This is a genomic window from Bacillus sp. FSL W7-1085, from assembly GCF_038595035.1.
GTDB lineage: Bacteria > Bacillota > Bacilli > Bacillales > Bacillaceae > Bacillus > Bacillus altitudinis.
The window spans coordinates 92,968-109,358 of sequence record NZ_CP152000.1; the positions used below are offsets into that span (position 1 = coordinate 92,968).

The following is a 16,391-nucleotide window of genomic DNA, read 5'->3' on the forward strand; positions in this document are numbered from 1 at the left end:
GCTTACGAGCGATAACGAAGATGATCTTTGAAAACTAAACAAGACAAAACGTACCTGTTAATTCGAGTTTTTATAAAAAAATCCTATGATACATCATAGGTAGTCAGTCAAACTGGCGAAAAGCAAAACTTCGGTTTTGTACTTTTTCGGAGAGTTTGATCCTGGCTCAGGACGAACGCTGGCGGCGTGCCTAATACATGCAAGTCGAGCGGACAGAAGGGAGCTTGCTCCCGGATGTTAGCGGCGGACGGGTGAGTAACACGTGGGTAACCTGCCTGTAAGACTGGGATAACTCCGGGAAACCGGAGCTAATACCGGATAGTTCCTTGAACCGCATGGTTCAAGGATGAAAGACGGTTTCGGCTGTCACTTACAGATGGACCCGCGGCGCATTAGCTAGTTGGTGAGGTAACGGCTCACCAAGGCGACGATGCGTAGCCGACCTGAGAGGGTGATCGGCCACACTGGGACTGAGACACGGCCCAGACTCCTACGGGAGGCAGCAGTAGGGAATCTTCCGCAATGGACGAAAGTCTGACGGAGCAACGCCGCGTGAGTGATGAAGGTTTTCGGATCGTAAAGCTCTGTTGTTAGGGAAGAACAAGTGCAAGAGTAACTGCTTGCACCTTGACGGTACCTAACCAGAAAGCCACGGCTAACTACGTGCCAGCAGCCGCGGTAATACGTAGGTGGCAAGCGTTGTCCGGAATTATTGGGCGTAAAGGGCTCGCAGGCGGTTTCTTAAGTCTGATGTGAAAGCCCCCGGCTCAACCGGGGAGGGTCATTGGAAACTGGGAAACTTGAGTGCAGAAGAGGAGAGTGGAATTCCACGTGTAGCGGTGAAATGCGTAGAGATGTGGAGGAACACCAGTGGCGAAGGCGACTCTCTGGTCTGTAACTGACGCTGAGGAGCGAAAGCGTGGGGAGCGAACAGGATTAGATACCCTGGTAGTCCACGCCGTAAACGATGAGTGCTAAGTGTTAGGGGGTTTCCGCCCCTTAGTGCTGCAGCTAACGCATTAAGCACTCCGCCTGGGGAGTACGGTCGCAAGACTGAAACTCAAAGGAATTGACGGGGGCCCGCACAAGCGGTGGAGCATGTGGTTTAATTCGAAGCAACGCGAAGAACCTTACCAGGTCTTGACATCCTCTGACAACCCTAGAGATAGGGCTTTCCCTTCGGGGACAGAGTGACAGGTGGTGCATGGTTGTCGTCAGCTCGTGTCGTGAGATGTTGGGTTAAGTCCCGCAACGAGCGCAACCCTTGATCTTAGTTGCCAGCATTCAGTTGGGCACTCTAAGGTGACTGCCGGTGACAAACCGGAGGAAGGTGGGGATGACGTCAAATCATCATGCCCCTTATGACCTGGGCTACACACGTGCTACAATGGACAGAACAAAGGGCTGCGAGACCGCAAGGTTTAGCCAATCCCACAAATCTGTTCTCAGTTCGGATCGCAGTCTGCAACTCGACTGCGTGAAGCTGGAATCGCTAGTAATCGCGGATCAGCATGCCGCGGTGAATACGTTCCCGGGCCTTGTACACACCGCCCGTCACACCACGAGAGTTTGCAACACCCGAAGTCGGTGAGGTAACCTTTATGGAGCCAGCCGCCGAAGGTGGGGCAGATGATTGGGGTGAAGTCGTAACAAGGTAGCCGTATCGGAAGGTGCGGCTGGATCACCTCCTTTCTAAGGATATATGGAGCAGCGTACGTTTTTCGTCTTGTTTAGTTTTGAAGGATCATTCCTTCAAAACATGTCTCTAGCGAGACAGGATTGTTCTTTGAAAACTAGATAACAATAAGTAATACATTCACATTGAATGCAATGCAAAGTTCATCACACATAGTGATTCTTTCTAAAGTAAGAAATGGTTAAGTTAGAAAGGGCGCACGGTGGATGCCTTGGCACTAGGAGCCGATGAAGGACGGGACGAACACCGATATGCTTCGGGGAGCTGTAAGCAAGCTTTGATCCGGAGATTTCCGAATGGGGAAACCCACTGCTCGTAATGGAGTAGTATCCATACTTGAATACATAGAGTATGAGAAGGCATACCCGGGGAACTGAAACATCTAAGTACCCGGAGGAAGAGAAAGCAAATGCGATTCCCTGAGTAGCGGCGAGCGAAACGGGAACAGCCCAAACCAAGAGGCTTGCCTCTTGGGGTTGTAGGACACTCTATACGGAGTTACAAAGGAACGATATAAGCGAAGAGGTCTGGAAAGGCCCGCCAAAGAAGGTAACAGCCCTGTAACTGAAATGTTGTTCTCTCCAGAGTGGATCCTGAGTACGGCGGAACACGTGAAATTCCGTCGGAATCCGGGAGGACCATCTCCCAAGGCTAAATACTCCCTAGTGACCGATAGTGAACCAGTACCGTGAGGGAAAGGTGAAAAGCACCCCGGAAGGGGAGTGAAATAGATCCTGAAACCGTGTGCCTACAAGTAGTCAGAGCCCGTTAACGGGTGATGGCGTGCCTTTTGTAGAATGAACCGGCGAGTTACGATCCCGTGCAAGGTTAAGCAGAAGATGCGGAGCCGCAGCGAAAGCGAGTCTGAATAGGGCGCATGAGTACGTGGTCGTAGACCCGAAACCAGGTGATCTACCCATGTCCAGGGTGAAGTTCAGGTAACACTGAATGGAGGCCCGAACCCACGCACGTTGAAAAGTGCGGGGATGAGGTGTGGGTAGGGGTGAAATGCCAATCGAACCTGGAGATAGCTGGTTCTCTCCGAAATAGCTTTAGGGCTAGCCTCAAGGTAAGAGTCTCGGAGGTAGAGCACTGATTGGACTAGGGGCCCCTACCGGGTTACCGAATTCAGTCAAACTCCGAATGCCGATGACTTATCCTTGGGAGTCAGACTGCGAGTGATAAGATCCGTAGTCGAAAGGGAAACAGCCCAGACCGCCAGCTAAGGTCCCAAAGTATACGTTAAGTGGAAAAGGATGTGGAGTTGCTTAGACAACCAGGATGTTGGCTTAGAAGCAGCCACCATTTAAAGAGTGCGTAATAGCTCACTGGTCGAGTGACTCTGCGCCGAAAATGTACCGGGGCTAAACGTATCACCGAAGCTGCGGACTGTTCTTACGAACAGTGGTAGGAGAGCGTTCTAAGTGCAGTGAAGTCAGACCGGAAGGACTGGTGGAGCGCTTAGAAGTGAGAATGCCGGTATGAGTAGCGAAAGACGGGTGAGAATCCCGTCCACCGAATGCCTAAGGTTTCCTGAGGAAGGCTCGTCCGCTCAGGGTTAGTCGGGACCTAAGCCGAGGCCGAAAGGCGTAGGCGATGGACAACAGGTTGATATTCCTGTACCACCTCCTCACCATTTGAGCAATGGGGGGACGCAGGAGGATAGGGTAAGCGCGGTATTGGATATCCGCGTCCAAGCAGTTAGGCTGGGAAATAGGCAAATCCGTTTCCCGTGAAGGCTGAGCTGTGATGGCGAGCGAAATTTAGTAGCGAAGTTCCTGATTCCACACTGCCAAGAAAAGCCTCTAGCGAGGTGAGAGGTGCCCGTACCGCAAACCGACACAGGTAGGCGAGGAGAGAATCCTAAGGTGATCGAGAGAACTCTCGTTAAGGAACTCGGCAAAATGACCCCGTAACTTCGGGAGAAGGGGTGCTTCTTAGGGTGTTAAAGCCCCGAGAAGCCGCAGTGAATAGGCCCAGGCGACTGTTTAGCAAAAACACAGGTCTCTGCGAAGCCGTAAGGCGAAGTATAGGGGCTGACGCCTGCCCGGTGCTGGAAGGTTAAGAGGAGCGCTTAGCGTAAGCGAAGGTGCGAATTGAAGCCCCAGTAAACGGCGGCCGTAACTATAACGGTCCTAAGGTAGCGAAATTCCTTGTCGGGTAAGTTCCGACCCGCACGAAAGGCGCAACGATCTGGGCACTGTCTCAACGAGAGACTCGGTGAAATTATAGTACCTGTGAAGATGCAGGTTACCCGCGACAGGACGGAAAGACCCCGTGGAGCTTTACTGCAGCCTGATATTGAATGTTGGTACAGCTTGTACAGGATAGGTAGGAGCCTTGGAAACCGGAGCGCTAGCTTCGGTGGAGGCATCGGTGGGATACTACCCTGGCTGTATTGACCTTCTAACCCGCTGCCCTTATCGGGCAGGGAGACAGTGTCAGGTGGGCAGTTTGACTGGGGCGGTCGCCTCCTAAAATGTAACGGAGGCGCCCAAAGGTTCCCTCAGAATGGTTGGAAATCATTCGCAGAGTGTAAAGGCACAAGGGAGCTTGACTGCGAGACCTACAAGTCGAGCAGGGACGAAAGTCGGGCTTAGTGATCCGGTGGTTCCGCATGGAAGGGCCATCGCTCAACGGATAAAAGCTACCCCGGGGATAACAGGCTTATCTCCCCCAAGAGTCCACATCGACGGGGAGGTTTGGCACCTCGATGTCGGCTCATCGCATCCTGGGGCTGTAGTCGGTCCCAAGGGTTGGGCTGTTCGCCCATTAAAGCGGTACGCGAGCTGGGTTCAGAACGTCGTGAGACAGTTCGGTCCCTATCCGTCGCGGGCGCAGGAAATTTGAGAGGAGCTGTCCTTAGTACGAGAGGACCGGGATGGACGCACCGCTGGTGTACCAGTTGTTCTGCCAAGGGCATCGCTGGGTAGCTATGTGCGGACGGGATAAGTGCTGAAAGCATCTAAGCATGAAGCCCCCCTCAAGATGAGATTTCCCATTCCGCAAGGAAGTAAGATCCCTGAAAGATGATCAGGTTGATAGGTCTGAGGTGGAAGCGTGGTGACACGTGGAGCTGACAGATACTAATAGATCGAGGACTTAACCTATATTCTAATGTGAAAAATGAACATTGTTATCTAGTTTTGAGAGAACATTCTCTCCATCAGGTTTGGTGGCGATAGCGAAGAGGTCACACCCGTTCCCATACCGAACACGGAAGTTAAGCTCTTCAGCGCCGATGGTAGTTGGGGGTTTCCCCCTGTGAGAGTAGGACGCCGCCAAGCTTTTCAAAGGATCAGTTCCAATCGGAACTGGTCTTTTTTGTGTTTTAATAAATGATATATCTATTTATATTAAAAATAGTGGTCTTTCACTACATTCTCAATAACTCATTCATTTCATCCCCTTCACTGGAATTCTAGACATTCTATAAAATTCTTATCATCCAATCTCGTCGCTCGCTCATCTTGCTAAGAGTCAACATCGAAAGAGTAAACATGTCTAAAAAGGATCTTCTCCTCTGGCAACCATATGTAGCGAACTGCGCTTGCTGCTAGATCATTGAAACCTACATAAGAGAGCAAAGGGCATCTTGGTTTGCTAATGAGAGAGGGGAGGAAGATTTGAGTTAAGCACCACAATGTTTGATGAGGCAAGGGAACACTGAGACGAATTTTTGGAAAATGACCAGGATCAATTTAATATAAAGCAAATATACAAAATGGTTTCTCGGAAAAATAAAATAATAAAAAAATTCGTTTCTATATGCACGTTATCTGAGGATTTAAGGAATAAAACAAACATTTTTCAGCTTTAAAAGAGCTGTTTTTACATTGAAAAAGCGCTATTAATGCCCTTTTTAACAAAAAACATAAAAAAAATGAAAAAAAGACTTTTAAAATGAAGAGACAAGTGGTAAACTTCTTTAGGTGCCTTAACGAAAAGATGTGAAAAAATAGCTTTAAAATAAATTCAAAAATTATTTTAAAAAAGTCTTTACAAACAATATCTTATCGTTATATAATACTATTTGTCAGATCGAGAGACATTCGAAACGACATAATATGGAGGATTAGCTCAGCTGGGAGAGCATCTGCCTTACAAGCAGAGGGTCGGCGGTTCGAGCCCGTCATCCTCCACCATATTTATTCTTACATAATGTTAGGATAGATAAAGCCGGTGTAGCTCAACTGGTAGAGCAACTGACTTGTAATCAGTAGGTTGGGGGTTCAAGTCCTCTTGCCGGCACCACTTTCATATGGTAAGATAGACAAGTCGCTTTAAAAGCGAGCCATTAGCTCAGTTGGTAGAGCATCTGACTTTTAATCAGAGGGTCGAAGGTTCGAGTCCTTCATGGCTCACCATTTTCATGCGGGTGTGGCGGAATTGGCAGACGCGCTAGACTTAGGATCTAGTGTCTTTATGACGTGGGGGTTCAAGTCCCTTCACCCGCATTGCCAAACAACATAAAGAAATCCTGTAATGCGGAAGTAGTTCAGTGGTAGAACACCACCTTGCCAAGGTGGGGGTCGCGGGTTCGAATCCCGTCTTCCGCTTATACCATCCACGCCGGGGTGGTGGAATTGGCAGACACACAGGACTTAAAATCCTGCGGTAGGTGACTACCGTGCCGGTTCAAGTCCGGCCCTCGGCATTATAAAATAAGCGCCCGTAGCTCAATTGGATAGAGCGTTTGACTACGGATCAAAAGGTTAGGGGTTCGACTCCTCTCGGGCGCGCCATTAAGATCGGGAAGTAGCTCAGCTTGGTAGAGCACTTGGTTTGGGACCAAGGGGTCGCAGGTTCGAATCCTGTCTTCCCGACCATCTTTTATGGGGCCTTAGCTCAGCTGGGAGAGCGCCTGCCTTGCACGCAGGAGGTCAGCGGTTCGATCCCGCTAGGCTCCACCAATATGATCTTTGAAAACTAAACAAGACAAAACGTACCTGTTAATTCGAGTTTTTATAAAAAATCCTATGATACATCATAGGTAGTCAGTCAAACTGGCGAAAAGCAAAACTTCGGTTTTGTACTTTTTCGGAGAGTTTGATCCTGGCTCAGGACGAACGCTGGCGGCGTGCCTAATACATGCAAGTCGAGCGGACAGAAGGGAGCTTGCTCCCGGATGTTAGCGGCGGACGGGTGAGTAACACGTGGGTAACCTGCCTGTAAGACTGGGATAACTCCGGGAAACCGGAGCTAATACCGGATAGTTCCTTGAACCGCATGGTTCAAGGATGAAAGACGGTTTCGGCTGTCACTTACAGATGGACCCGCGGCGCATTAGCTAGTTGGTGAGGTAACGGCTCACCAAGGCGACGATGCGTAGCCGACCTGAGAGGGTGATCGGCCACACTGGGACTGAGACACGGCCCAGACTCCTACGGGAGGCAGCAGTAGGGAATCTTCCGCAATGGACGAAAGTCTGACGGAGCAACGCCGCGTGAGTGATGAAGGTTTTCGGATCGTAAAGCTCTGTTGTTAGGGAAGAACAAGTGCAAGAGTAACTGCTTGCACCTTGACGGTACCTAACCAGAAAGCCACGGCTAACTACGTGCCAGCAGCCGCGGTAATACGTAGGTGGCAAGCGTTGTCCGGAATTATTGGGCGTAAAGGGCTCGCAGGCGGTTTCTTAAGTCTGATGTGAAAGCCCCCGGCTCAACCGGGGAGGGTCATTGGAAACTGGGAAACTTGAGTGCAGAAGAGGAGAGTGGAATTCCACGTGTAGCGGTGAAATGCGTAGAGATGTGGAGGAACACCAGTGGCGAAGGCGACTCTCTGGTCTGTAACTGACGCTGAGGAGCGAAAGCGTGGGGAGCGAACAGGATTAGATACCCTGGTAGTCCACGCCGTAAACGATGAGTGCTAAGTGTTAGGGGGTTTCCGCCCCTTAGTGCTGCAGCTAACGCATTAAGCACTCCGCCTGGGGAGTACGGTCGCAAGACTGAAACTCAAAGGAATTGACGGGGGCCCGCACAAGCGGTGGAGCATGTGGTTTAATTCGAAGCAACGCGAAGAACCTTACCAGGTCTTGACATCCTCTGACAACCCTAGAGATAGGGCTTTCCCTTCGGGGACAGAGTGACAGGTGGTGCATGGTTGTCGTCAGCTCGTGTCGTGAGATGTTGGGTTAAGTCCCGCAACGAGCGCAACCCTTGATCTTAGTTGCCAGCATTCAGTTGGGCACTCTAAGGTGACTGCCGGTGACAAACCGGAGGAAGGTGGGGATGACGTCAAATCATCATGCCCCTTATGACCTGGGCTACACACGTGCTACAATGGACAGAACAAAGGGCTGCGAGACCGCAAGGTTTAGCCAATCCCACAAATCTGTTCTCAGTTCGGATCGCAGTCTGCAACTCGACTGCGTGAAGCTGGAATCGCTAGTAATCGCGGATCAGCATGCCGCGGTGAATACGTTCCCGGGCCTTGTACACACCGCCCGTCACACCACGAGAGTTTGCAACACCCGAAGTCGGTGAGGTAACCTTTATGGAGCCAGCCGCCGAAGGTGGGGCAGATGATTGGGGTGAAGTCGTAACAAGGTAGCCGTATCGGAAGGTGCGGCTGGATCACCTCCTTTCTAAGGATATATGGAGCAGCGTACGTTTTTCGTCTTGTTTAGTTTTGAAGGATCATTCCTTCAAAACATGTCTCTAGCGAGACAGGATTGTTCTTTGAAAACTAGATAACAATAAGTAATACATTCACATTGAATGCAATGCAAAGTTCATCACACATAGTGATTCTTTCTAAAGTAAGAAATGGTTAAGTTAGAAAGGGCGCACGGTGGATGCCTTGGCACTAGGAGCCGATGAAGGACGGGACGAACACCGATATGCTTCGGGGAGCTGTAAGCAAGCTTTGATCCGGAGATTTCCGAATGGGGAAACCCACTGCTCGTAATGGAGTAGTATCCATACTTGAATACATAGAGTATGAGAAGGCATACCCGGGGAACTGAAACATCTAAGTACCCGGAGGAAGAGAAAGCAAATGCGATTCCCTGAGTAGCGGCGAGCGAAACGGGAACAGCCCAAACCAAGAGGCTTGCCTCTTGGGGTTGTAGGACACTCTATACGGAGTTACAAAGGAACGATATAAGCGAAGAGGTCTGGAAAGGCCCGCCAAAGAAGGTAACAGCCCTGTAACTGAAATGTTGTTCTCTCCAGAGTGGATCCTGAGTACGGCGGAACACGTGAAATTCCGTCGGAATCCGGGAGGACCATCTCCCAAGGCTAAATACTCCCTAGTGACCGATAGTGAACCAGTACCGTGAGGGAAAGGTGAAAAGCACCCCGGAAGGGGAGTGAAATAGATCCTGAAACCGTGTGCCTACAAGTAGTCAGAGCCCGTTAACGGGTGATGGCGTGCCTTTTGTAGAATGAACCGGCGAGTTACGATCCCGTGCAAGGTTAAGCAGAAGATGCGGAGCCGCAGCGAAAGCGAGTCTGAATAGGGCGCATGAGTACGTGGTCGTAGACCCGAAACCAGGTGATCTACCCATGTCCAGGGTGAAGTTCAGGTAACACTGAATGGAGGCCCGAACCCACGCACGTTGAAAAGTGCGGGGATGAGGTGTGGGTAGGGGTGAAATGCCAATCGAACCTGGAGATAGCTGGTTCTCTCCGAAATAGCTTTAGGGCTAGCCTCAAGGTAAGAGTCTCGGAGGTAGAGCACTGATTGGACTAGGGGCCCCTACCGGGTTACCGAATTCAGTCAAACTCCGAATGCCGATGACTTATCCTTGGGAGTCAGACTGCGAGTGATAAGATCCGTAGTCGAAAGGGAAACAGCCCAGACCGCCAGCTAAGGTCCCAAAGTATACGTTAAGTGGAAAAGGATGTGGAGTTGCTTAGACAACCAGGATGTTGGCTTAGAAGCAGCCACCATTTAAAGAGTGCGTAATAGCTCACTGGTCGAGTGACTCTGCGCCGAAAATGTACCGGGGCTAAACGTATCACCGAAGCTGCGGACTGTTCTTACGAACAGTGGTAGGAGAGCGTTCTAAGTGCAGTGAAGTCAGACCGGAAGGACTGGTGGAGCGCTTAGAAGTGAGAATGCCGGTATGAGTAGCGAAAGACGGGTGAGAATCCCGTCCACCGAATGCCTAAGGTTTCCTGAGGAAGGCTCGTCCGCTCAGGGTTAGTCGGGACCTAAGCCGAGGCCGAAAGGCGTAGGCGATGGACAACAGGTTGATATTCCTGTACCACCTCCTCACCATTTGAGCAATGGGGGGACGCAGGAGGATAGGGTAAGCGCGGTATTGGATATCCGCGTCCAAGCAGTTAGGCTGGGAAATAGGCAAATCCGTTTCCCGTGAAGGCTGAGCTGTGATGGCGAGCGAAATTTAGTAGCGAAGTTCCTGATTCCACACTGCCAAGAAAAGCCTCTAGCGAGGTGAGAGGTGCCCGTACCGCAAACCGACACAGGTAGGCGAGGAGAGAATCCTAAGGTGATCGAGAGAACTCTCGTTAAGGAACTCGGCAAAATGACCCCGTAACTTCGGGAGAAGGGGTGCTTCTTAGGGTGTTAAAGCCCCGAGAAGCCGCAGTGAATAGGCCCAGGCGACTGTTTAGCAAAAACACAGGTCTCTGCGAAGCCGTAAGGCGAAGTATAGGGGCTGACGCCTGCCCGGTGCTGGAAGGTTAAGAGGAGCGCTTAGCGTAAGCGAAGGTGCGAATTGAAGCCCCAGTAAACGGCGGCCGTAACTATAACGGTCCTAAGGTAGCGAAATTCCTTGTCGGGTAAGTTCCGACCCGCACGAAAGGCGCAACGATCTGGGCACTGTCTCAACGAGAGACTCGGTGAAATTATAGTACCTGTGAAGATGCAGGTTACCCGCGACAGGACGGAAAGACCCCGTGGAGCTTTACTGCAGCCTGATATTGAATGTTGGTACAGCTTGTACAGGATAGGTAGGAGCCTTGGAAACCGGAGCGCTAGCTTCGGTGGAGGCATCGGTGGGATACTACCCTGGCTGTATTGACCTTCTAACCCGCTGCCCTTATCGGGCAGGGAGACAGTGTCAGGTGGGCAGTTTGACTGGGGCGGTCGCCTCCTAAAATGTAACGGAGGCGCCCAAAGGTTCCCTCAGAATGGTTGGAAATCATTCGCAGAGTGTAAAGGCACAAGGGAGCTTGACTGCGAGACCTACAAGTCGAGCAGGGACGAAAGTCGGGCTTAGTGATCCGGTGGTTCCGCATGGAAGGGCCATCGCTCAACGGATAAAAGCTACCCCGGGGATAACAGGCTTATCTCCCCCAAGAGTCCACATCGACGGGGAGGTTTGGCACCTCGATGTCGGCTCATCGCATCCTGGGGCTGTAGTCGGTCCCAAGGGTTGGGCTGTTCGCCCATTAAAGCGGTACGCGAGCTGGGTTCAGAACGTCGTGAGACAGTTCGGTCCCTATCCGTCGCGGGCGCAGGAAATTTGAGAGGAGCTGTCCTTAGTACGAGAGGACCGGGATGGACGCACCGCTGGTGTACCAGTTGTTCTGCCAAGGGCATCGCTGGGTAGCTATGTGCGGACGGGATAAGTGCTGAAAGCATCTAAGCATGAAGCCCCCCTCAAGATGAGATTTCCCATTCCGCAAGGAAGTAAGATCCCTGAAAGATGATCAGGTTGATAGGTCTGAGGTGGAAGCGTGGTGACACGTGGAGCTGACAGATACTAATAGATCGAGGACTTAACCTATATTCTAATGTGAAAAATGAACATTGTTATCTAGTTTTGAGAGAACATTCTCTCCATCAGGTTTGGTGGCGATAGCGAAGAGGTCACACCCGTTCCCATACCGAACACGGAAGTTAAGCTCTTCAGCGCCGATGGTAGTTGGGGGTTTCCCCCTGTGAGAGTAGGACGCCGCCAAGCTTTTCAAAGGATCAGTTCCAATCGGAACTGGTCTTTTTTGTGTTTTTGGGACGTTTGGCACCAGATAAATGTGGAAATAATATTGTTAGTTGAGCGATTATCTTGAAAAATCGATCGAAAAAATTTATAGTAAGATTAAAGTCAAATATAGTCAAAGTCAATGGAGGAGGAGGCGGAGTGGCACAAAATATTTCTGATATCATCGAGCAGTATTTGAAGGAAGTCTTGGATCAGAATGGTCGAGAAATATTAGAAATTAAACGCAATGAAATTGCAGATAAGTTTCAATGCGTACCTTCACAAATTAACTATGTTATCAATACACGCTTTACGAGCGAAAGAGGTTATATCGTCGAAAGTAAGCGTGGCGGCGGTGGCTATATCCGTATCATTAAAGTCAAAATGAATGATGAAGTCGATTTATTGAACAACATTATTTCCCAAATATATCATCGTTTATCACAGGCTGCATCTGATCATATCATCATGCGTCTTGTTGAGAACAACATTTTATCCGAAAGAGAAGCAAAGATGATGATTAGTGTCATGGACCGTTCTGTTTTACACATTGATTTACCTGAACGAGATGAACTGCGGGCTCGGATGATGAAAGCGATGTTAAATGCTTTGAAATTAAAGTAAAGCGGGTGAAAAGATTGATTTGTCAAGAATGCAATGAGAGACCAGCCACTTTTCACTTTACGAAAGTAATAAATGGAGAAAAACAAGAAATGCACATATGTGAACAATGTGCAAAAGAAAACAGTGATTCATATGCTATGAGTGGAAACCAAGGTTTCTCGATTCACAACTTATTATCAGGCTTATTGAATATTGATCCTAGCTTTACCACAAGTGCGAATAAAGGATCATCTATTTTTCAAGAGGCAAGAGAAGTGGATCAATGTCCTAAGTGTGGCTTAACTTTTCAGCAATTCAGGAAAACAGGCCGTTTTGGCTGTGCAGAATGTTATCGAACCTTTGATCAGTATTTAAATCCTGTTTTAAGGAAAGTCCATAGTGGAAATACAGTCCATAATGGAAAAGTCCCTAAACGGATTGCCGGCAGTCTGCATGTTCGCCGGAAACTTGAGTTAATGCAGCAAGAACTGAAGCAGCTGATTGAACAGGAAGAGTTTGAAAAAGCAGCGGAAGTTCGAGATCAAATTCGTGCATTAGAGCATGAGCAATCTCAGCAGAGGGAGGGAGATTAACGACATGTCGCTCCAGCATTTTATTCAAGACGCATTAAGTCAATGGATGAAACAGAAAGGACCAGAAAGTGACATTGTTCTAAGCAGTCGTATTCGACTGGCACGCAATCTAGAGCATGTTCGTTTCCCAACTCAGTTTTCTCAAGAGGAGGCTGAAGCTGTTCTTCAGCAATTCGAGCAAAAGTTTGCGAGCCAGGAAGTGAAGGACATTGGAAACTTTGTTCTGATTCGAATGAATGAAACGCAGCCTTTGGCTAAAAGGGTACTTGTTGAAAAGCATTTGATTAGCCCCAATTTAGCAGAATCAAGATTTGGCGGCTGTTTGCTTTCAGAAAATGAAGAAATCAGTGTCATGCTGAATGAGGAAGACCATATTCGTATTCAATGCTTGTTCCCAGGATTTCAGCTGGCTAATGCACTAAAAGCAGCTAACCAAATAGATGACTGGATTGAAGAGCAAGTGGATTATGCGTTTTCAGAAAAGCGAGGATACTTAACGAGCTGTCCGACCAATGTAGGTACAGGTATTAGGGCTTCAGTCATGATGCACTTACCAGCACTAGCCCTGACAAGACAAATGAATCGCATTATTCCTGCAATTAATCAATTAGGTCTTGTGGTCAGAGGAATTTATGGTGAGGGTAGCGAAGCAATAGGAAACATCTTTCAAATTTCAAATCAAATGACACTGGGTCAATCAGAAGAAGATATTGTAGATGACTTGAATAGTGTGACAGCGCAGCTCATTGAACAAGAGCGATCTGCACGTAAGGCATTATATCAGACGTCTAAAATTGAACTTGAAGACAGAGTGTACCGTTCCTTGGGGATTTTGGCTAATTGTCGCATGATTGAATCTAAGGAAACGGCTAAGTGTTTGTCAGATGTGCGACTTGGAATTGATTTAGGTATCATTAAGGGACTTTCAAGTAATATACTGAATGAACTCATGATTTTGACACAGCCTGGCTTCCTTCAGCAATATTCAGGAGGAGCCTTGGAACCAAATGAAAGAGATATAAAACGAGCAGCAATTATCAGAGAAAGGCTGCGCTTAGAAATGCATAGGAATGGACAGGAGGATGAAACGATATGATGTTTGGAAGATTCACTGAAAGAGCTCAAAAGGTATTAGCACTTGCACAAGAAGAAGCCATTCGCCTAGGCCATAAGAACATCGGTACAGAGCATATTTTACTTGGTCTTGTACGTGAAGGTGAGGGCATCGCCGCAAAAGCATTAGAAGCACTGGGCCTTGTTTCAGATAAAATCCAAAAAGAAGTCGAGAGCTTGATTGGAAGAGGGCAAGAGGTGTCTCAAGCTATTCCTCATTACACACCTAGAGCGAAGAAGGTTACGGAGCTTTCTATGGATGAAGCGAGAAAGCTTGGTCATTCCTATGTAGGGACAGAACATATTCTTTTAGGCCTTATTCGTGAGGGAGAGGGTGTAGCTGCCCGTGTCTTAAATAACCTCGGAGTGAGCTTAAATAAAGCACGCCAGCAAGTATTGCAGCTTCTAGGCAGCAATGAAACGGGTGCATCTGCGGCAGGATCTAATAGCAATGCCAATACACCAACTTTAGATAGCTTGGCAAGAGACTTAACGGCTATTGCGAAAGAGGACAGCTTGGACCCTGTGATTGGCCGCAGCAAAGAAATTCAGCGTGTCATTGAGGTCCTAAGTAGAAGAACAAAGAATAACCCTGTCTTGATTGGGGAGCCTGGTGTTGGTAAAACAGCGATCGCAGAAGGCCTCGCACAGCAAATTATTCACAACGAAGTGCCTGAAATTCTGCGTGATAAACGAGTCATGACACTTGATATGGGAACCGTTGTAGCGGGAACGAAATATCGTGGTGAATTCGAGGATCGTTTGAAAAAAGTCATGGACGAAATCCGTCAGGCTGGAAATATCATTCTCTTCATTGATGAACTTCATACACTGATTGGTGCAGGTGGAGCAGAGGGTGCGATTGATGCCTCTAATATTCTAAAACCATCTTTAGCACGTGGTGAGCTTCAATGTATCGGGGCAACAACGTTAGATGAGTACCGTAAATATATTGAAAAAGATGCTGCACTTGAACGTCGATTCCAGCCAATTCAAGTGGACCAGCCATCTGTTGATGAAAGTATTCAAATTTTAAGAGGGCTTAGAGACCGTTATGAAGCACATCACCGTGTGTCTATTACAGATGAAGCCATTGAGGCGGCGGTAAAGCTTTCTGATCGTTATATCTCCGATCGTTTCCTTCCAGATAAGGCGATCGACTTAATTGATGAGGCGGGTTCAAAAGTTCGCTTACGTTCTTTCACAACACCGCCTAATCTAAAGGAACTTGAGCAAAAGTTGGATGAAGTACGCAAGGAAAAGGATGCAGCTGTTCAAAGTCAAGAATTTGAAAAAGCCGCTTCTCTTCGTGATACGGAGCAACGTTTGCGTGAAAAGGTAGAAGTGACGAAGAAATCTTGGAAAGAAAAGCAGGGACAAGAGAATTCAGAGGTTTCTGTGGATGATATCGCAATGGTTGTTTCTAGCTGGACGGGAGTACCTGTTTCAAAAATTGCTCAAACAGAAACAGATAAGCTTCTAAACATGGAACAATTGCTCCACTCTCGCGTCATTGGACAGGATGAAGCAGTTGTTGCTGTTGCAAAAGCTGTAAGACGTGCCCGTGCTGGACTAAAAGATCCGAAACGTCCGATTGGCTCCTTTATTTTCTTAGGGCCAACAGGTGTTGGTAAGACTGAGCTTGCAAGAGCACTCGCTGAGTCTATCTTCGGTGATGAAGAAGCGATGATTCGTATTGATATGTCTGAGTACATGGAAAAACACTCGACTTCAAGACTTGTTGGATCACCTCCAGGCTATGTGGGCTATGATGAGGGCGGCCAGCTGACTGAAAAAGTGAGAAGAAAGCCGTATTCTGTCGTGCTTCTAGATGAGATTGAAAAGGCGCACCCTGATGTGTTTAACATCTTACTTCAGGTGTTAGAAGATGGTCGTCTCACTGATTCTAAAGGTCGTACTGTTGACTTTAGAAATACGATTTTGATTATGACTTCAAACGTTGGAGCTAGTGAGCTGAAGCGCAATAAATATGTTGGCTTTAACGTGCAGGATGAAAGTCAAAATTACAAAGATATGAAAGGCAAAGTAATGGGTGAGCTGAAACGTGCGTTTAGACCGGAGTTCATCAACCGTATTGATGAAATCATTGTCTTCCACTCACTCGAAAAGAAACATCTAAAAGAGATTGTCTCTCTCATGTCTGATCAATTGACAAAACGACTAAAAGAGCAGGACCTTTCAATTGAATTGACGGAAGCAGCAAAAGCCAAGATTGCCGACGAAGGCGTAGATCTTGAGTATGGTGCTCGTCCGTTAAGAAGAGCGATTCAAAAGCACGTCGAGGATCGACTTTCTGAGGAATTGCTGAAAGGCAATATTGAAAAGGGCCAACATATCGTATTAGATGTAGAAGATGGAGAAATTGTCGTAAAAGCAACGGCTGCTACGAACTAATATAGTAAGAAAAAAGTGTGAGGCATACCAGAAAGTTGGATGCCTCCCTTTACTTATTTTCTGACCAGTATAAGGA

At 48.3% G+C, this 16,391-nt stretch carries 4 protein-coding genes, 9 tRNA genes and 6 rRNA genes; all 19 read left to right on the plus strand.

Going from position 1 to position 16,391, the window contains the following annotated elements; translation table 11 throughout:
• Positions 1-143: 143 nt before the first annotated feature.
• Positions 144-1,692, plus strand: a 16S ribosomal RNA gene (locus MKY11_RS00495).
• 183 nt (positions 1,693-1,875) lie between these two features.
• Positions 1,876-4,806, plus strand: a 23S ribosomal RNA gene (locus tag MKY11_RS00500).
• Between the two features lie 61 nt (positions 4,807-4,867).
• Positions 4,868-4,983, plus strand: a 5S ribosomal RNA gene (gene rrf / locus MKY11_RS00505).
• Between the two features lie 782 nt (positions 4,984-5,765).
• Positions 5,766-5,841: transfer RNA gene (locus MKY11_RS00510), tRNA-Val, on the plus strand.
• 33 nt (positions 5,842-5,874) lie between these two features.
• Positions 5,875-5,950: transfer RNA gene (locus tag MKY11_RS00515), tRNA-Thr, on the plus strand.
• A 37-nt stretch (positions 5,951-5,987) separates the two neighbouring features.
• Positions 5,988-6,063, plus strand: a tRNA-Lys gene (locus tag MKY11_RS00520).
• 7 nt (positions 6,064-6,070) lie between these two features.
• A tRNA-Leu gene (locus MKY11_RS00525) sits at positions 6,071-6,153 on the plus strand.
• A gap of 30 nt (positions 6,154-6,183) precedes the next feature.
• Positions 6,184-6,255, plus strand: a tRNA-Gly gene (locus tag MKY11_RS00530).
• A 12-nt stretch (positions 6,256-6,267) separates the two neighbouring features.
• A tRNA-Leu gene (locus MKY11_RS00535) sits at positions 6,268-6,353 on the plus strand.
• 11 nt (positions 6,354-6,364) lie between these two features.
• Positions 6,365-6,441, plus strand: a tRNA-Arg gene (locus MKY11_RS00540).
• A gap of 7 nt (positions 6,442-6,448) precedes the next feature.
• Positions 6,449-6,525: transfer RNA gene (locus MKY11_RS00545), tRNA-Pro, on the plus strand.
• 8 nt (positions 6,526-6,533) lie between these two features.
• Positions 6,534-6,609: transfer RNA gene (locus MKY11_RS00550), tRNA-Ala, on the plus strand.
• Between the two features lie 124 nt (positions 6,610-6,733).
• Positions 6,734-8,282: ribosomal RNA gene (locus tag MKY11_RS00555) — 16S ribosomal RNA — on the plus strand.
• A gap of 183 nt (positions 8,283-8,465) precedes the next feature.
• Positions 8,466-11,396, plus strand: a 23S ribosomal RNA gene (locus MKY11_RS00560).
• 61 nt (positions 11,397-11,457) lie between these two features.
• Positions 11,458-11,573, plus strand: a 5S ribosomal RNA gene (gene rrf, locus MKY11_RS00565).
• The 16S, 23S and 5S rRNA genes sit together here with 9 tRNA genes alongside, the layout of an rRNA operon.
• A 177-nt stretch (positions 11,574-11,750) precedes the next feature.
• A complete protein-coding gene (locus tag MKY11_RS00570; RefSeq protein WP_003217184.1) occupies positions 11,751-12,215 on the plus strand; it encodes a CtsR family transcriptional regulator in 465 nt (154 codons plus the stop codon).
• Between the two features lie 14 nt (positions 12,216-12,229).
• On the plus strand, positions 12,230-12,787 hold the full coding sequence (locus MKY11_RS00575) for a UvrB/UvrC motif-containing protein (RefSeq protein ID WP_007496258.1): 558 nt from the start codon (positions 12,230-12,232) through the stop codon (positions 12,785-12,787).
• A gap of 4 nt (positions 12,788-12,791) precedes the next feature.
• On the plus strand, positions 12,792-13,883 hold the full coding sequence (locus MKY11_RS00580) for a protein arginine kinase (protein ID WP_024718295.1): 1,092 nt from the start codon (positions 12,792-12,794) through the stop codon (positions 13,881-13,883).
• The gene (gene clpC, locus MKY11_RS00585; RefSeq protein WP_007496263.1) at positions 13,880-16,315 is read left to right on the plus strand and encodes an ATP-dependent protease ATP-binding subunit ClpC; all 2,436 of its coding nucleotides are present in this window, start codon (positions 13,880-13,882) and stop codon (positions 16,313-16,315) included. Before MKY11_RS00580 ends, clpC begins: the two co-directional genes overlap by 4 nt.
• The last annotated feature ends 76 nt before the right edge of the window (positions 16,316-16,391 follow it).